Source organism: Anaerocolumna sp. MB42-C2 (assembly GCF_030913705.1).
GTDB lineage: Bacteria > Bacillota > Clostridia > Lachnospirales > Lachnospiraceae > Anaerocolumna.
Map to the genome: position 1 here is coordinate 1751672 of NZ_CP133190.1, position 16986 is coordinate 1768657.

Genomic DNA, 16986 nt, shown 5'->3' on the forward strand with positions numbered 1-16986 from the left:
TAGTTAATTAATCAATAAATTTACCACTTCATTACTATCCATTAAAGGTGACCTGCAGGTATGATTCTCACACAAATAGTACCAAGGTTTGTCTCTCACTTCATATTCTTTGGTATATTCTGCGAATCGGATAAGCCGGCCCTGGTTCTGCTTTGTTAACGCTATAACAGTGACGTCAGGAAGAAAATGCTTGGATAATATATCTCTTATATCCTTTAGATTATCTTCATCCGGAATTATACAGATTAACTCCCTGGTGGGATAAACCAGTTGCATCATAGCCATTAAAGAGAAACAATAAGCACTTGGATAATCTGCAATCCCCTTTGCGATGAAATTCATCTGTTTTTCCGCCGTTTTCATAAGATCGGAATCGCCTGTATAAAATGCCAGTTTAAGTAAAACATAAGCTGCTACCGAGTTACCTGAGGGAATCGCACCGTCATACAATTCTTTCGGCCGGTGAATTAAAGTTTCTGCATCATCTGCGTACAGATAAAAGCCTCCATTAACCGCATCAAAAAATTTATTTATTAATACATGGATATAGCGGTTTGCCTGTTCCAGATAAGTTATCTCTAAAGTAGCTTCATACAGACTGATTAATGCATAACTGTAGAAGGAATAGTCATCTATATGGCCTAACCCGCTGGCAACTCCATCGCGGTAATGAACAAATAATTTATCTTCTTTGCATAAATGATTCTGTAAGAACTTATTTGCTTTTTCTGCTGCCTGTATATACCTCTCTTCCCTTGTTATCTGATAAGCTTTTGCAAATGCAGCAATCATAATACCGTTCCAGGAGGTCAGGATTTTGTCATCTTTATGGAGTTTCATTCTACGTAACCGATACTCATAAACAACTTTTCTAAGTCCAGAAATTCTTCCATCTTCCATGAAATCTGTTATACTATGTGATGCAAATTGATTTATTTCAGATGCTATTCCGGTTTGAATACGGTTTGGAATACTTCTGCCCTCAAAATTCCCCCTCTTTGTTATGCCAAAATATTCATTAAAATAGTTACCCTCTTTTTCCCCCAATAATTCAATTATCTCTTCCGGTGTAAATACATAATATTTACCCTCCTCCCCTTCGCTGTCAGCATCCTGGGCGCAATAAAAACCACCCTCTTCGCAGGTAAGTTCTCTTAACACATATTCCATGGTTTTATCGGCTATAAGTCTGTAATGTTCTTTTTTAGTGATTTGATATGCTTCCATGTAAGTAAGAGTTAGAAGTGCATTATCATACAGCATTTTTTCAAAATGAGGTACCAACCACTTGGAATCCGTCGAATATCTGGAAAATCCATATCCGATATGGTCAAAGATTCCTCCCTGATACATACTATCCAGTGTTTTTTCTACTGCATTTAGGGCTTCCTGATTTTGTTCATAGTAGAAAAACCTTAATAAAAACATTAAATTATGAGGTGTGGGAAATTTAGGAGCTCTGCCGAATCCGCCGTACGACTTATCAAAGGAACTGATTAAATGAGCAGCGGCAGCTTTTATTGATTCATTCGATACTTTAAGATCATTAGTTTTCTTATTTAATTCCTGTTTAAGGGAATCCGTAATTTCTTCACTGGCCTTAATTAAGACCTCCTTGTTATTTTCCCATTTTTCTTCTACTGCTTCTAGTAAATCCAGCAATCCCGGCATATGATGTTTTGCTCTTTTAGGAAAATAGGTACCGGCAAAAAAAGGTTTCTGATTGGGGAGCATAAATATACTAAGAGGCCAGCCTCCGCTGCCGGTCATATTCTGGCAGATATTCATATAAATACTGTCAATATCAGGACGTTCTTCTTTATCTACTTTAATTGATATAAAAAAACGATTTAAATAAGCTGCTACCTCTTCATCTTCGAAAGATTCATGTGCCATAACATGGCACCAATGACAAACAGTTTACTGCACCCACGTCAGGAGTACCCAATAGAAAGGAAAATCGGCTTATTCTCAGCCTTTGCTTTTGCAAAAGCTTCATCACACCACGGAAACCATTTAACTGGATTATAGGCGTGTTGTAGCAGATAAGGCGACTTTTCATGTATTAATCTATTGGGTACTTTATTCTTAACAGTAGTTGTCATTTAATATCAACTCCTTTCATATTTAGGATAGGTTTAGTATATCCACGAATCAATAAAGGATACTGCTTGTTTTACAGTATCCTTTATTTTTTACTTGAACAAGATATTCAGTTCAATGCCGCCTGCTTCAGTCCTTTTATATTCAACACATTCGAGTATTGTTTTATATAACTCATTCTGCATTTCATATGTTAAATCAGGGTTGACTATTAGTCGCTTAAACTCCAATAAAACATTAAGCTTTTCAGCACTTGAAGACTCCTCTAAAAACTTTATTTCTGTTTTGGTTGCAACAATTTCATTATTCAGAGCAGTAATGGAGCCTTTTAATTTTAATACGATAGCTTTGTACTCATCAACAGTATATATATCGGCCTGAAAAGCTTTTTGTTCTTTCTCTAATGCCCGCTCCTTAGCCGTCACACCCCTATTCAGTTCTATCAGCTTATTTTTCAAGTGTTCAATTCGGTTTGCATCCACGCTTGTAATTTTTAGTTCAACATCTCTGATTTGTTCTTCAACTGCTTGCTGTACGGCTGCATTAATCTGAACCATAGATACAGCCATATTAGGACATCTGACTCCATATGGGTCTGTATACCAACACTTACGAACTTCAACTGGTCTTTCTTGGCGTTGCTGAAAACCTAAGAAATGCCCGCATAAACCACATTTTAGTATCTTTGTGAGCGGATAAATAGTCTTTGATGTTGACCTTTTCACCATCTTCGTTTTTCTCGCTAAATGCATTAGAATAAAATCGTGTTCCTCCTGAGTTTTAACGGCCTCATGTAAACCTTGGTATTCTTTCCAATCCTTCTGGTCTATCATAACAACACCATCAGCATCTTTCGGTCTTTTCTTATGTCCATTACCCTTTGTTTTGCCAATAACAATTTTACCAAGATGAGTCCTATCAAGCAATGTATCACGTACAGTTTTATCGCTCCATAATCCAAGCCTCAGCATCACCTGCCGCATCCTTGAAATAGGCACTTAATGCAGTAGCGTATGGATGTGTGCTGACAGTAGTATTTGAATTAGGCAATGTAGCAAATTTGAAACCATTTTTTATTGCATAAACTTGTGCTTGTGAACCAGCAGTACCTTTAATCACAAATTCTTTCATAGGTGAATGAAATTGTCCTTCACGCTCATAACCGAGCGCATACTTACCAATAGAAGTTACTGAACTAGGAACAACAATGCTATCTAATGAAGAACATCCCCAAAAAGCTTCTTCGTCTAATTTTTTTACACTGTTAGGGATGGATACCGATGTTATCTCATAGTGACTATAAAATGCGCCTTTTCCAATTTCGGTTACCCCGTTTGGTATGATGACGTTTTCTGGCCCTGGGCTTCCAAATTCGTCACCGTAATAAACTAAAACGCCATCCTGAATGTTAAAGTCACTTGTCGCTGCTTTCGCCGGCAAAGTAAACGATGGAACAATCCCCAAAACCATACATAGTGCCACTACTATTGATAAAACTTTCTTACTCATAATAATTACTCCTCCAATAAATATTTATTAAATGCCGTACAACAAAGTGAACCATCTGTCACTATGACAACTACCAACATGTGTACTTTTTTCAATTAGCCCAAATATAAAATAAAACCCTATGAAGTCCTATCAAAAGAAAATAATTGATAGGACTTCATAGGGTTTTATTGTCGTATACTATATATTTAAGGAAAATATTTGTATTTTCACTAACTTTTTGGTATAATTTTAGAAACGGTTCCAACTATCAAAAAGTACACATTCTGATAGCAAACTATTTCTTTTTACTTACTCGATGTTCTCTCAAACGCCTGTAGAATGTGGCTTCTTTTAAATCAGTCTTCTCTAATAAATCCTTAAAAAGCAGTTCTCCATGTTCCCATTGCTTAACCAGATTTCCAAAATCATCGGGTGGGGTTTTGATAGGTCGCCCGAATCGTACTCCTTTAGCACGGGCTGCCGCTATTCCCTGTGCTTGGCGTGTATGAATGTTTTCGTATTCCTTCTCAGCCACAAAAGCTAAAAGCTGGAGAACAATGTCGGCTAAGAAGGTTCCCATCAAGTCTTTACCTCTGCGTGTGTCCAGTAACGGCATATCAATAACAATTATATCTGCACCGATTTCTTGAGTAATGATACGCCACTGGTTCTGTATTTCTGCATAATTTCTCCCAAGTCTATCAATGCTTAAAATATAGATTAAATCGTCCTTGTGAAGTGCATTTAAAAGGTCTTGATAACGTTCTCTTTTAAAATCCTTGCCACTCTGCTTATCAATATAAATCCGCTCACTTGGTATATTAAGCTCACTCATCTCCATTAATTGTCTTTCTTCGTTTTGCTCCTTCGATGACACTCTTACATAAGCATACTCCATTACAAAAATCCTCCTAATAACAGCTTTTGATTGTTTTAATATCATAAACCATGAATGGCCTAGCATCAAAAAGCAATCCTGCTATCGTATACATATGGAGTATTGATAAATGCAACTGAACATGAAACAAGAGCCGACATCTTGCACTGAATAACGGCTAACTGAATATCCTAATTATACCCTTCGTTTATATTAGCAAAGAAAACTAGATATTTCAGATATAGAAAACATATTTTCGTTATCGACTAATTTTGAAAAAGTGTTAGACATTAATTCTTGTACCCCAAAATTACTATTTTCGAAATATTCTTTCTTTGAATATTCTTTGTCTTTAAAAATTCCATCATCAGAATAATCTATATGAGCGTTTACTGATAATAAAACCAATTCAAAAAAATCATCAAACGAAAGTTTATAATGCAAATTATGAGCCATTTTATTTCTTATACTATTAACTTCAAGTAAGAGTTTTTCCATTTCATCTGTAATTCCATTAACAGCTCTAATTAATTTAACCTTTTTAAAAAAAGAATTATCAATATTGTTTAAAGAATTAGGATTAGGATACAGTTTTTTTATTAACTCACTCATTATACCTTCTAAATACAAATGGCCTTTAATAAATATAAACTCTCTATCAGAATATGTTTCTGATACATAATCTATAATATTCATAATACCTCCAAGTTCTTTAGAGCGTCTTGTACTATCACTTTATTTTCCCCCAATCATTTTTTTAATAGGCGTTCTTTGTACCACCACGGAGAGAGTCCGCTTAAGCACAAAAGAGTATCCCAGACAATATGCTACCGAGATACTCTTTAAGCAGATAAAACCTCACATTCAGTTTAGCAGAATAAGATTAATTAACAGTAATTCCTGCTGTTTTAATGTATTCATCATATCTGTCACACGCTCCGCAGTACGGAATATTTATTATTCTTCCAATTCTGTATTGCTGTTGAGTTATTGTCATTTGTTGAAATTTTGGATAAGGTATACACATTCTGCATCCATCCACAATAGCAGTATAGAAATCATCTATTCTACTGCCATTATAGTGAAATTCAACAACATGAACATACGCCGTCTCAGATGGAAAATTCTTTACCCATTCCTCAGGAAATTCTTTATCTTCCTCATCATATTTCACGTACATCATAATAGATATGTCCAGCTTATACAAATAGCTTTGCCGATTATCGTCATATATCCAATCTTCTACGTTAGAATCAGCTATAATACTTAAATATTCGTTAAGTGTCATTTATTTATTCCCCTATGTGTTTTTTAGTCTATTATAGTCCAATATTATCCACCTATCAACAATAAAATGTAAATATTATGGTACTCATCAATCTGCTTTTCATTACTTATCTAACTTAGTATGTATTTTTCCAAGGTTTTTTCTTTATTGTATTTGGTAATTTACTATATAAAATCTTATCAATTTCAGTAACTACTGCTTTTATCGTATCTCTATACTCTACAAGTGTAGCTCTTTTTAGATATTTATCACCAAATAAATTATGTGCAACATCTCCTCTTGCAGAGACTATATCGTTAACATTATTAAAAGGAAAAACACTATCATCAATATCTGAGTTCTGAATACCAAAATAATTATGCAAAAGTTCTTTAATATTATCAATTTTTGGAGTATTCAAATGTTTTGTATCATAGTAAATTAAGTCAGTGTAATACTTTTTCCAGTCATCAAAAAATAGTATAGGTGATAATTCATTTTTCTCTTTCTTAACAGCATCTGAAATCTTCTTCTTTACTGACCTCGGAAACTCACTTGGTGCATTTATTGATTTTACAACTATGTCTCCACTTTCCATTATGCAAGACTCAACATACACTTCAAATGATGAACATAGGAATACCAGACCAGCTCTTGTTAAATGGTCAAGACTTCTCTTTCCTTTTCCTATTTTTCTAGCCAATTCTCTATCGTAAGTTTCCAATAACCTGTCCACTTGTTGTAAATTCGTTTGAAAGTTTTGATATGCTTTGGATGGCATTTAAATCCTCCTAAAATATATGTTTTTACATATTATACTGTTTTTGTAAACAGCAATAAATATTATTTTTCAATGTGATACAATTTACTCAACGAAATCTTAATTGCTATAACCTTTCAACAACAATTGAAGAATAATAGTGCCATCTGACTTTTATTTCATGAGCCAGTTTAGAGTATATCTAAAATGGCTGGTTTGGAGTGTCATTCTAAGAAAACTTCCTATCGGCACCACACAAAGCTATAGGGCATTAATATAGTCTAATTGTATTTAACTATTAATGAGCCACAAAGCCAGTGGCATCGAATAAAACCTAATAATGAAAGTAAGTACAATCTTTATTAAAATCCTATTTTTTTCTTGTTTCTGTTAGCTTCCAAGAAGTTTAATCCATCGTCTGTTATTTCAATTGCTGAAGAATGGATATCTTTACATTGCAGAGGATACATCTCAATTAATCCTTCTTTACTTAACTCTTTTAACAGAACTACGTACTCGCTTTCCTCCAAACCCATATAATCCATTAAGCTTATAGCAGCAAATTTTAACACTTCATATCCCACTTGTCCTATTGCATTTTCTTCTCTTTTTGCAAGCTTAGAAAGCAACTTTATTTTATTATCCATATCCTATATTTCCCCTTTAATAAATTAATTTTTCCATACATTATTCATCTTCTAATTCTTTAACAGTATTAGTCCCGGCTGGAAATACCATCATATGTGCCAAACTTATTGTAACATCGTTTTCATCAAACTTTACATTATCATACTTAAAACGCAAATCTACGTTTCCTAATACAATTTCAACGGCAGATACAACATTCCCTCCTAAATCGTTCAGTGTAATAAAACTAATTTTGTAATGATAATCACCTAAATTTTTAAAGTTATCTTTAGATATGTTAATTTCATCAATTATCAACTCCTGATTATCACCCCTCACGCTGCTAAGGAGTATATCTTCTATATTTCTGGCTGACTGTTTTCGAAATACAATAGATTCTATAAATACTACTGTATCACCCATAAGTTGTACTAATTTAACGTCCATACATCTTAGTTGTTTCGTAAATCTGAATATCATATTGCACCTCCATTATGTTTGTTAATTACCATTATAATCCAACACAATATATCTATCAATATAGCTTTATAACAAAGTAGTAAAATAAGTTAATCAACCCTATAAGGTGTTTTTCCCGGCCACCACGGGAAGAAGTGCTTGACTAAAGATTTCCAGCTGCTTATAATGTGCTAAAGTTCAGACGTAAATGTATATTGAAATTGCGAACGTTTGTATATAGGCCAATAAAACTTTACGAACGGAAATGTGATTAGTTTTAAGGTGCTCCGTAAAGTATACTTTATGGAACGCTGGTATCACGGGAAGAAGTTTGCAGTCATTAAGATGTTCATAAACAGATATAAAACTTTTTACGGAAATCAGATTTAAGGGAGGATAAAGATTATGAGTAGAACCTATGGCTATGCAAGAGTCTCATCTAATGACCAAAGCCTACAACGCCAGCTGGATGCACTTACAGCATACGGATTAACAGACAGAGACATTATTACAGATAAAGCTTCTGGGAAAAGCTTTGACAGGCCAGGTTATAAGACCTTAAAAGAGCAGATGCTACACAGAGGTGATGTATTAGTAATTAAGGAGCTTGACCGTTTAAGCCGTGACTATGATGGTGTTAAGCTGGAATGGCATGATTTACAGGCTATGGGCGTAGATACTATAGTATTAGATACACCTATTCTTAATACCGCCGATAAAAGTGATTTAGAAAAGAGCCTGATTTGCAGCATCGTGTTTGAGCTTTTGGCGTACCTTTCAGATAAGACCCGCCGTAAAATCAAGGACTCTCAGGCTGAGGGAATTAGGGCTGCTAAGCAGAACAACGTTAAATTCGGGCGTCCCGCTGCAGTAGCTCCTCCCGGCTTTGATACTGAGGTAGTTAAATGGCGTAACGGAACACAGACAGCAGTAAAAACATTTACTAATCTTAATATGAGCAAGACTACCTTTTACAAACTGGTTAAAACGATGGAGGTATAGGCTATGCCATATAAATTCTGTTCACAGTGTGGTGCAGTGCATCGTAAGGTATCCCGTGTATGCTATGAATGTGGTTATCCCATGATAATTACAAATAAAAATATGCAGGCACTTGCACAAAAACTTTATGAATGTGATTTCAACGTATTGGCAGCAACCTCAACCATAAGCGATACTAGTGATATAAGTCATAAATCAGTTCGTTTGAGCATTGAGTTCCGAGAGCACTATGATATAAAAAGAGTATTTTGTAATCTTCCAGACGGATGGACTGCCTATTACACCTTCAGCTTGCACGATGCTATTGTCATAGATGATATTGTAGAGCTTAACTGTGGTTTTATTTATTATTATATGGGTTTTTGTAGTGTTGAGGATGAGATAGCGACCGAGATTGGCAAGATGATGGATTGGCTTAGTAATGATGCACATATTGCAGTTCTTAGGCTGTCTGGGTTCTTTCTATGACTGCCGATAAAACTGTGTGTCAAACCGCTACATAACCTTTTGTAGGTTTACAGCGGTTTTTATTATAGATAAGTTTCACATAAAATACATATAAAATATACATAAATTATTTATAAGATACATATAAGATATGCTTTCAAAACAAAGAAGAACCCCGCATTTAAAAGGGTTCTTCCAGCATTAATCCTCTTTGACATACTGCTCGATGTAACGGCCTATTACCTCAGAAAGGGAGCGACCTTGCTCAGCTGCTTTTTCACTTGCTTTGGCATAAAGGCTTGGTAGCATAGTGATTGCATAACGCTTTTTGGTCTCTCGGGTTACCTTTGGACGGCCTTTCTTTTTAGTAACAGGGATTTCTACAGGGGTCACGGAGTTCGTGGTATCGGGTACTGGTGAGTCAGGAAGTCCCGCAGATAAAGCTGTTTCTGGTTCGATGATGGAGTTCGTGGATTCTGAATTTACTTCCACAGTGTCCTTGGATTCTTGACTTGCTCTTGCATTAAAAAATGTAGTTGCAGCTCGTGCTGGTGCATCCTTGCGTGCTTTTTCATGTTCTTCAAAGTTTTTCATTCTTACACCTCACAATTCTTAAGTATGTAATCGGCTACTTGATTATAAGCTACTGCAATTTGATTGTTCTCTGACTGCTCAATGACTGCCTTGCCGTCATAAAGGCCTTTATTAACAATAGATAGTTTCTTAGTAACAGCTAAAACATTGTAATTCTTCTCCAAAGCCGATAAAACATCCCGACAATCTTGGATTTTCTGCTCGTACATCGTTGCTATTACACCGAGGATTTTCAAATCCTCATTGCACTCCTGTTGTGTGACACTTATAGTTTCGAGGAGTAACTCGATACCACGGTAAGACAGATAATCGGTCTTTGATGGGATAAGTACATAGTCTGCGGCAGATAAAGCATTGATAGTCAATATGCTGAGCTGTGGTGGACAATCAATTAAGATATAAGCATAATCAGCTTGGATTTGTTTTAATGCTTTTTTAAGGATTAATTCCCTCATTGTTCTGGCTGTTAAAGCAATTTCAAGTCCCGCAAGGTCTATTATCGAAGTTATGATACTGAGATTAGGCTTAATTGACTGTATACACTCTGAGGGGTTCTGTGAGCCTTGTAAGAGGGTAACAATGTTGTTTTCATAATTGTAAGGTTCAAGTCCGGCACATATGGTCAAGCTGGCCTGTGGGTCAAGGTCAATAAGCAGTACCTTGCGATTTTTCTGAGCGAGAGATACGCCGAGATTATAAGTGCTGGTACTTTTCCCCGTCCCACCCTTTTGATTTGCAAATACAATGACTTTAGCTGGCATAATTGTATTTTCCTTTCTTTATTGTGTGTATTTTATATCTATCTTATGGGTATTTTATATACATAAATTAGATATAAATTAGTTAATTTTTAGCAATATTTTATGGCTATAGTATACGAAGCAACAAATATATTGTCAAGCATTAATGTATATATTTTATTCATACAATAAATCATATGATTAGTTGTACTATGGTTAGTTATACGGATAGAAATAGGCAAATAAAAAATAGTTGACTGGTATGGTCACCTACTATAATTTAAACGCTTGCTAAGACCTCTGAGGGTAGGTGCAGATGGTTTTGTGAGTATTAATTACTAAGTGTAGATAGATGGGTGTTCTTGGGGCTTAATATGTCTTATTAGTGGCGGCTGAGATTAGGGTGAGAGTATCTTGCAGAGAGTATTAGGCAAATGAGTATCCCGCAGTGCGTATTTGACAAGTTATAATCCCACATAATTCTGTGAATAATTCCGCAGATAAAACAGTCTGCTTTGGCTGTCACACCTGTTTAGGATTACCTGTAGTATCCCGCTCGATTTTGATTTCTGTTATAGTATGCAACAAGGCCTGATTTCTTGTGGAAATAGGTAGTTAGGGCTTATAAGACAGTGACAGTGATGGACAGAACTGCTCGGCCCAAATTTCTGTTGAAAAATGAAGAACTATTTTTAAGAAATTTTAATAAGCTTTAGCCTAAGTTCATATTTTTAACTGATTTGCAAATAAAGAAATAAGCGACTACGTACAATAACGTATGCAGCCGCTTATTTCTTAGTTCTTGTATCAATGTGTATGGGGAATAAGTATATTGTACCAATCGCTGGTGCGCTGGCTAGCGATATGGTACAATATATTAATTAATTGTATATTGATAACCCACAGTTTAGGCTTAAGTTCTACCTTCTACATCTATAAAGAGAGTATATATTTCTTTTTAGCTACTGTCATAAGATATTGTAATAAAAAGGAGTAGACAATGTCAATGGCAAGCTTAAAGAAATCTGTAAAAGTATGGTGTATTATTTAAAAATGTATTTATTGCTATTATAGCTCTATATAGGGCACATCAGGCATGTGGTGTAATTCTATAACACGGATTTATTACTCATACACCTCAAGAAATAATATAAAGAATGGAGCACTTTTTGATTGGAGGGATTATGTTGAATAGAGAAAGTATATTAAAGAGGTGTCTAGCGTATATAGCACATGAGAATCTATCTAAAATGGAGTATATATATCAATATGATAAAGTTGATATAGCCAAACAGTTTATAAAGGATACTATGGAATTAGACCCTCACACTCAGTCTTTTGAGGATATTAGAAAGAATGTCTGCTACATTGTAAGTCATATGCGGATTGAATTTCCGGACGATGATACTGAGTTTTATAACACAGTTTTTAATCGACTTCTGTTTTTGGAAGGACTGCCAAGGAAAGAGTATGAGATTTTGAATAACAAGGTACAGGGGTTATACCAAAAAATTGATAATTTGAAAGCACAAATCCGTGCCAAAGAAACCCAGATAAAAACGAGTGAGAATGAGAATGAAAGACTTTTTGATGCTTTAGAAAGAAAAATAAATATGCTCCGAAGTAAATGTCAATCATTTAAAAATGAACTGCAACAAAAGGAAACGCTTGCAGTTGAGATATTTCCAAAACTTGATTATGAAGGAAGAAAATGCAGGCATTATAAACAGTTATTAGATGCTGAATTAGTTGAAATACAAAGTATTGATTTAAGAAAAAAGGCTTTGTCAATCTGCTCTAGTATTACATCCGAAGACAACAACTACAAGTATTACATATCTTCTTTAGAGGATAGTGAAGCTGTATTTCTGCCTGACTGCGACTATAGTATATCAGTGAAGTTTGCTAAAGAGATGAATAAATTTATTGAGAGGTTCGATAAGTTTACTTTTGATGAAGAAGCGTTTAAAGAAGCCAGCTTAGCATATCCGTACCACTCCAATATTATAGAGAGTCTAAGGAATAACTCAGTTGTAGAATATAGAGACTTTTTAGCAAGGTATATTCAAGAAAAGAGTATCTGTGATTATATAATTGAAAATGTTAATAATAACCATGTTATTAACAAAAGACTTGATGTGCTGAAAGGAGCTTTAGAAAACTATAACAGCAAGCAATATTTATCGTTTGTGAATATTGCGGCTATACAGATTGAAGGTATGTTTTATGATTATTGTTTTGAAATGGACATTCAACCTAAAAAGCTGAACTCATTTACTATAAATACAAAATTAGATAGATTACACGATAAACAGGCTTTTAATGCTTATGAGTATTTTGCTTTTGACTTTCCTCTGATAAGAAATAAAGTCGCACATGGATTATTGACTAATGGAGAAGCTATAATTGAAATTGAAAAAATAGCCCATGAAACCCTTTTGGATTTACAATATCTGGTTTACGTGTTTCAGACAAATAAAAAGTTTCCTTATAGCTCACCTTTAGAGTTTATTGAAGCATATAAAAACTCAAATATAAATGGATATGCTTTTCATGCAAAATTAAATAACACTGACCCAAAAGATGAATGTCTGTATTCTCATATAAAAAGATATAGATATAACATTACCCCACATGACCCATTGAACAATTTACAATGGATACTAAATCCAATGTATGATGACGTATACCAGTTCTATGAAATATCAAAAGAACATGAAGAAACGAGAAATCGACTGTTAAGTTGTGACTTTATACAATTTATCGGTGACAAAATAAACAAGTATCTTCCTCCGAGAGGTCTTTCTTCACATGATGAAGAAATTGTTGACGAACTTGAAACATGGGTTCAGCTACTTCAACCTATTATATGTTATTGCAGGGATAACAATATTAGTAAAGAAGTTATTAAAAAGGTTATTAGCCTTAAAGAGTTAACTGAGAATAATATTACGTGTTATAAGCAAAGCATCTATTAATAAATCAATATGGAGATTTACAGTAGTTTACTAGGGACTGTTTATAGTTTCTTTTAACTCGTTTTACAGAGTTTCTCATTTTGGGCTTAACGATAATACACAAAAATCCATGAAACGCAGTCAAGGCAAGGGTTTCAGCCTTTACGGCGATTCTTGGATTTTGTAAAATTTTAAGGCTCCACGAAAATAAACCCTATGTTAATATTCTTGTGATAATACCTTAGTCCCCATATCAAACTGCTGATAAAATACAGGAATATTGTACACTTGTCTTAACCCGGTTAGATACTGAATGTCCTCATTATTTGGCTCTGACTTGGTTACGATTATTAGCTTATCAGCTCGCTTTTTGGTTGGGTAATGATTATACTCTAATAACTGGCCCAAGGCTTGTCTGATTGCTAATTTTACAGTAGTAGCTGTTTTTATCTCGAAAAATATTTGCCTACCCTGCAGGTCTATTGCCCGGATGTCTACAAAATCTTTATCTGTCTCCACCTTTGTAAACCCAATCTGTATTAAGTAATCTTTCAGAGCATTGGATACCTCATTGTGTTGTAAGTGCATCATATAATCCGATGCTTTTACTGTTACTTCTCCGGTCTTCTTAGCTTTTTGAGATGCTTTTTCCAAATATGCTTCATACCCCGGTAGTTTCTCTAAATACTTATCTACCTCTGCATCTGCATTGGTTATACCCGATTGTGGATTATTACTTACAAAATCATCAATTATCGGTTTTACCACCGTTATGTAATCATTGAGTGCTTGCATAAACGGTAAATTGGCCGCATAATGCCATTGCCATTTATGTTCTTTCATTAATTTGAATTTTCTACCTATAGCATCTTCCAAAATTTGAGTTAATTTATCTGTATAGGCTGCTCTCTCCTCATTATCCCGACAGCTTATTTCCAAGTATACCTCAGACTTGTTATTGATAACCATTGCAATATTATATATTTTCTCTAAGGAATCAGTCCCTAACCAGAATGTAATCTGAAGGTATTCATCATTTCCTCGGAAATACAAACCCTCTGACAATCTACCTTTATTATCAATCATTCGAGGTACAAAGTGAAAATCTTTGTGATTAATTTTATACTCTAAAAGGTAATCCAAGCACTCCGCATGAATTGGGTGTAAGTCTATCTTTGTCATAATTTTGCTCCTTATATGAGTTTCATAGGGCTTTGAAGTTTAAAAGTAATTGTTTTGGTAGGTCCACCAGTCCTTTGGATTAATTCATTTTGACCTATTACTTTTACTAAGTTAGTAATTTTTCTACCCAAGTCATCTTTATCATAATAAAAGATAGTTGTCTGTACCCACTTATTCAAGATTAAGTCACTTAATATATCTTTATCTGTAATATCACATGAATGCCCAAAGATATATAACTCATGCGCTCCTTTATCAATCATTTCTCCATAAACTGGTTCTTTTTCCTGTACTTGATGCTGTAATATGACTAACCAGTCCTTATACTTACAACCCGTTCCTTTAAAAATGCGTTGGTAGTACTTCTTAAACCCAATAAATGATACTTCTGAATCCCTCTTATCTTTATGAAGATACTCATCTATTCCAAGAACCATATTATTATCTTCAACTGCTCTGGATGAGATTGCCTTTCCATGAATATAATCATATTCAATTTCCTTGTCGAAATTATAAACTTTTTTATATGTATCAGTATAATTGAAACTTAATATACTATCTGGTTTAATACCCTCTATATCCATAGACTTCTTTTCAATTTCAATCTTATCTACAAATAGGGTTAAATACAATTCAAATGCTCTTATTAAGTTGTTTAAGTCCCCAAGCAAGCGATTCCTTACACCCTCAAATGATATGAAAGCTTCTCTATCTTCATTATATTTTAATGCATTACTGCAATTATTTCTGCAGTAAAAATCAGATAAATATTTATTACTTATTTGGATTGTTCCATTCACAATTATCTCATCTTTGATTGAACCTTTTATATCATTTTCCAATGATTTGATTACTGTACCAATTTCAGATTCAAAATCTATCCAATTTTCATTTATATAGCTTTGGTTTGCCCAAAAATATTCTACCCAAAAGTTATACCCAATTAGCTTTTGCCACATAGCTTTATTGTTATGTATACCATTATCATTTAAGAAAACATCATCAGTGATTATTCTTTTTATAATCTTGTTTAGATATCCCCAATCAACACTTTCTAATGTCTCACCATTTAATAAAGAATTAACTACCCTTATGAACTCCAAAAAGTCTGCATATGTTGTTGGTAGTTGATGTGCGAGGTCAAATCCATTACCTATTACTAGAATTTTCATTTTTCTATCCGACCTTTTCTTCCATGTATCTTGATTAGTTTATCCCCTTAAATCCATATTCTTTTAATCTTTTTCTACATGCTTGTATTTCATTTTCTGTAAATAATTCCTTATATTTTGGCTCTACAACAAACCGCTCAGCTGTTAAGTCTAATCTATTCAACTCGAACAACCTAATATATCCGTCTGTTGGTTTATCTTGCATTACTAACTTCTTCGCAGTAGCTAGTCCTCCGTATTCTCCGACCATAGCTGCAAAGATTTTCGGATTATAGCCTATTTTCCTTGCTTCTCTACAAATAAAACTCATATCCCCATTAAATTGCATTTCCAAATCAGTCATAAAATCATCCCTTTCCTTTGCTACCATATTAGGTTATTTCAATCTTAGTAAAGAACGTAAAATTGGTAAAAGATTTTCCCTCTCTTGCTGACGATAGCTTTCTGTAATTTTTTTATACCATAAATATAAATAATTTTACTTTTTTACAAATTATCCACCAGGTCAGTTATAAAACTAACCATCTGTTGTCTTTCTTTCTGTACTTTAGCTTTTTGCTTATTTTCTTCAAATTTATCAAAAGCTTTATTTGTGATGTTTTGTAGTTCTTCGACTTGGTTCTTGTCCAAACTTACCACATCATTATTTCTATTTCCATATTCAGTATTAATGTAATCTAAACCACTATTACCAGTAATATTATCTGATTTTGCTGCATCTTCTTTAGTAAGTAATGCGTCAGTACCCAATGCATTATTTATCACAGTCGCACTATGTGATTGTAATACATTCTTATCATTGTTTTTGCCATATTTAGCATCTTCCTTATTATTAGCTACTAAAGCCGCTTTACATATTTTTTCAGTAGCCTTTATAAGTTGATTACCAGCTTCCGAATAAAAATCTGTACAATCATCAACAATGCCTTTATCTTCGCATTCCTTAGCATCCTCCATAAGTCTTTCACCTGTTTTTTTATTTCTAAGTGCATGTGCTTCCATAGTTTCAGACTGTTTCTTTTCATAATCCGCTGTTACCTCTTGTTGCTGTTGTACCTTACTTTCTATTGCAGGAACTATAGGAACAATTCTATACATCTGTACCTCCTACTAATTATTAATATTTAATTTGTAATTAATGCGCTATATCAAAACCATTACCCAATACAAGTATATTCATTTTGGTTCTTCTTAAAGTAAAATTTAATCTTTAGGATAATAATACCATATTATCTGTATAATACACTATTTTTTTACAATTTTATTTAGGGAGAAGAACGGTTATTTGATGATATGCGAACCTCAACA

General features: G+C 34.0%; 19 protein-coding genes. 3 read left to right on the forward strand and 16 right to left on the reverse strand.

Annotated features, from left to right (window positions below):
* Positions 1 to 3: 3 nt before the first annotated feature.
* From RBU59_RS07885 to RBU59_RS07930, 10 genes are all read right to left on the reverse strand, one after another.
* Positions 4 to 1896 carry a thioredoxin domain-containing protein gene (locus tag RBU59_RS07885; RefSeq protein ID WP_308147332.1) on the reverse strand — a complete coding sequence of 631 codons (1893 nt, stop codon included), beginning with the start codon at positions 1894 to 1896 and terminating at the stop codon, positions 4 to 6.
* Between the two features lie 38 nt (positions 1897 to 1934).
* Positions 1935 to 2105, reverse strand: a complete 171-nt coding sequence (locus RBU59_RS07890) for a DUF255 domain-containing protein (protein WP_308147333.1) — start codon at positions 2103 to 2105, stop codon at positions 1935 to 1937.
* A 90-nt stretch (positions 2106 to 2195) separates the two neighbouring features.
* Positions 2196 to 3077 carry a hypothetical protein gene (locus tag RBU59_RS07895; RefSeq protein WP_330698501.1) on the reverse strand — a complete coding sequence of 294 codons (882 nt, stop codon included), beginning with the start codon at positions 3075 to 3077 and terminating at the stop codon, positions 2196 to 2198.
* Complete coding sequence (locus RBU59_RS07900) at positions 3046 to 3612, reverse strand: leucine-rich repeat domain-containing protein (RefSeq protein ID WP_308147334.1); 567 nt, start codon at positions 3610 to 3612, stop codon at positions 3046 to 3048. The genes RBU59_RS07895 and RBU59_RS07900 overlap by 32 nt, the downstream gene beginning before the upstream one ends.
* Before the next feature lie 277 nt (positions 3613 to 3889).
* A complete protein-coding gene (locus RBU59_RS07905) occupies positions 3890 to 4492 on the reverse strand; it encodes a recombinase family protein (RefSeq protein ID WP_308147335.1) in 603 nt (200 codons plus the stop codon).
* A gap of 192 nt (positions 4493 to 4684) precedes the next feature.
* Positions 4685 to 5167 (reverse strand): hypothetical protein, encoded by a 483-nt coding sequence (locus RBU59_RS07910; protein ID WP_308147336.1) that lies wholly within the window; start codon positions 5165 to 5167, stop codon positions 4685 to 4687.
* Between the two features lie 187 nt (positions 5168 to 5354).
* Positions 5355 to 5759, reverse strand: a complete 405-nt coding sequence (locus tag RBU59_RS07915) for a hypothetical protein (protein WP_308147337.1) — start codon at positions 5757 to 5759, stop codon at positions 5355 to 5357.
* 115 nt (positions 5760 to 5874) lie between these two features.
* Entirely contained in the window at positions 5875 to 6519 is a 645-nt protein-coding gene (locus tag RBU59_RS07920) for a HEPN domain-containing protein (RefSeq protein ID WP_308147338.1), read from the reverse strand.
* A 341-nt stretch (positions 6520 to 6860) separates the two neighbouring features.
* On the reverse strand, positions 6861 to 7145 hold the full coding sequence (locus RBU59_RS07925) for a hypothetical protein (RefSeq protein WP_308147339.1): 285 nt from the start codon (positions 7143 to 7145) through the stop codon (positions 6861 to 6863).
* A 40-nt stretch (positions 7146 to 7185) separates the two neighbouring features.
* The gene (locus tag RBU59_RS07930; RefSeq protein ID WP_308147340.1) at positions 7186 to 7605 is read right to left on the reverse strand and encodes a hypothetical protein; all 420 of its coding nucleotides are present in this window, start codon (positions 7603 to 7605) and stop codon (positions 7186 to 7188) included.
* Positions 7606 to 7989: 384 nt separating this feature from the next.
* Between RBU59_RS07930 and RBU59_RS07935 the strand changes: the two genes are divergently transcribed.
* Both RBU59_RS07935 and RBU59_RS07940 read left to right on the forward strand, forming a co-directional pair.
* A complete protein-coding gene (locus RBU59_RS07935) occupies positions 7990 to 8586 on the forward strand; it encodes a recombinase family protein (RefSeq protein WP_308147341.1) in 597 nt (198 codons plus the stop codon).
* Between the two features lie 3 nt (positions 8587 to 8589).
* Positions 8590 to 9054, forward strand: a complete 465-nt coding sequence (locus tag RBU59_RS07940; RefSeq protein WP_308147342.1) for a hypothetical protein — start codon at positions 8590 to 8592, stop codon at positions 9052 to 9054.
* Between the two features lie 180 nt (positions 9055 to 9234).
* On the opposite strand, the gene RBU59_RS07945 is transcribed toward RBU59_RS07940, so the two are convergent.
* Both RBU59_RS07945 and RBU59_RS07950 read right to left on the reverse strand, forming a co-directional pair.
* Positions 9235 to 9627 (reverse strand): hypothetical protein, encoded by a 393-nt coding sequence (locus tag RBU59_RS07945; protein ID WP_308147343.1) that lies wholly within the window; start codon positions 9625 to 9627, stop codon positions 9235 to 9237.
* Positions 9628 to 9629: 2 nt separating this feature from the next.
* A complete protein-coding gene (locus RBU59_RS07950) occupies positions 9630 to 10388 on the reverse strand; it encodes a ParA family protein (RefSeq protein WP_308147344.1) in 759 nt (252 codons plus the stop codon).
* Between the two features lie 1163 nt (positions 10389 to 11551).
* Between RBU59_RS07950 and RBU59_RS07955 the strand changes: the two genes are divergently transcribed.
* A complete protein-coding gene (locus RBU59_RS07955) occupies positions 11552 to 13345 on the forward strand; it encodes a hypothetical protein (RefSeq protein WP_308147345.1) in 1794 nt (597 codons plus the stop codon).
* A gap of 198 nt (positions 13346 to 13543) precedes the next feature.
* Here the strand turns inward: RBU59_RS07955 and RBU59_RS07960 are convergent, their stop codons facing one another.
* From RBU59_RS07960 to RBU59_RS07975, 4 genes are all read right to left on the reverse strand, one after another.
* Entirely contained in the window at positions 13544 to 14506 is a 963-nt protein-coding gene (locus RBU59_RS07960; protein ID WP_308147346.1) for a hypothetical protein, read from the reverse strand.
* A gap of 11 nt (positions 14507 to 14517) precedes the next feature.
* Positions 14518 to 15678, reverse strand: a complete 1161-nt coding sequence (locus RBU59_RS07965) for an AbiH family protein (protein WP_308147347.1) — start codon at positions 15676 to 15678, stop codon at positions 14518 to 14520.
* A 34-nt stretch (positions 15679 to 15712) separates the two neighbouring features.
* Positions 15713 to 16021: a hypothetical protein gene (locus RBU59_RS07970; RefSeq protein WP_308147348.1), complete on the reverse strand. Its 309-nt coding sequence runs from the start codon at positions 16019 to 16021 to the stop codon at positions 15713 to 15715.
* 143 nt (positions 16022 to 16164) lie between these two features.
* Positions 16165 to 16776 carry a hypothetical protein gene (locus tag RBU59_RS07975; RefSeq protein WP_308147349.1) on the reverse strand — a complete coding sequence of 204 codons (612 nt, stop codon included), beginning with the start codon at positions 16774 to 16776 and terminating at the stop codon, positions 16165 to 16167.
* Positions 16777 to 16986: the final 210 nt, after the last annotated feature.

Coding starts and splice junctions, on each gene's coding strand:
- RBU59_RS07885 (WP_308147332.1), bottom strand. CDS start 1,896: ATGGCACATGAATCTTTCGAAGATGAAGAGGTAGCAGCTTATTTAAAT.
- RBU59_RS07915 (WP_308147337.1), bottom strand. CDS start 5,759: ATGACACTTAACGAATATTTAAGTATTATAGCTGATTCTAACGTAGAA.
- RBU59_RS07920 (WP_308147338.1), bottom strand. CDS start 6,519: ATGCCATCCAAAGCATATCAAAACTTTCAAACGAATTTACAACAAGTG.
- RBU59_RS07970 (WP_308147348.1), bottom strand. CDS start 16,021: ATGACTGATTTGGAAATGCAATTTAATGGGGATATGAGTTTTATTTGT.
- RBU59_RS07960 (WP_308147346.1), bottom strand. CDS start 14,506: ATGACAAAGATAGACTTACACCCAATTCATGCGGAGTGCTTGGATTAC.
- RBU59_RS07965 (WP_308147347.1), bottom strand. CDS start 15,678: ATGAAAATTCTAGTAATAGGTAATGGATTTGACCTCGCACATCAACTA.
- RBU59_RS07955 (WP_308147345.1), top strand. CDS start 11,552: ATGTTGAATAGAGAAAGTATATTAAAGAGGTGTCTAGCGTATATAGCA.
- RBU59_RS07940 (WP_308147342.1), top strand. CDS start 8,590: ATGCCATATAAATTCTGTTCACAGTGTGGTGCAGTGCATCGTAAGGTA.
- RBU59_RS07935 (WP_308147341.1), top strand. CDS start 7,990: ATGAGTAGAACCTATGGCTATGCAAGAGTCTCATCTAATGACCAAAGC.
- RBU59_RS07950 (WP_308147344.1), bottom strand. CDS start 10,388: ATGCCAGCTAAAGTCATTGTATTTGCAAATCAAAAGGGTGGGACGGGG.
- RBU59_RS07930 (WP_308147340.1), bottom strand. CDS start 7,605: ATGATATTCAGATTTACGAAACAACTAAGATGTATGGACGTTAAATTA.
- RBU59_RS07905 (WP_308147335.1), bottom strand. CDS start 4,492: ATGGAGTATGCTTATGTAAGAGTGTCATCGAAGGAGCAAAACGAAGAA.
- RBU59_RS07975 (WP_308147349.1), bottom strand. CDS start 16,776: ATGTATAGAATTGTTCCTATAGTTCCTGCAATAGAAAGTAAGGTACAA.
- RBU59_RS07925 (WP_308147339.1), bottom strand. CDS start 7,145: ATGGATAATAAAATAAAGTTGCTTTCTAAGCTTGCAAAAAGAGAAGAA.
- RBU59_RS07900 (WP_308147334.1), bottom strand. CDS start 3,612: ATGAGTAAGAAAGTTTTATCAATAGTAGTGGCACTATGTATGGTTTTG.
- RBU59_RS07910 (WP_308147336.1), bottom strand. CDS start 5,167: ATGAATATTATAGATTATGTATCAGAAACATATTCTGATAGAGAGTTT.
- RBU59_RS07890 (WP_308147333.1), bottom strand. CDS start 2,105: ATGACAACTACTGTTAAGAATAAAGTACCCAATAGATTAATACATGAA.
- RBU59_RS07945 (WP_308147343.1), bottom strand. CDS start 9,627: ATGAAAAACTTTGAAGAACATGAAAAAGCACGCAAGGATGCACCAGCA.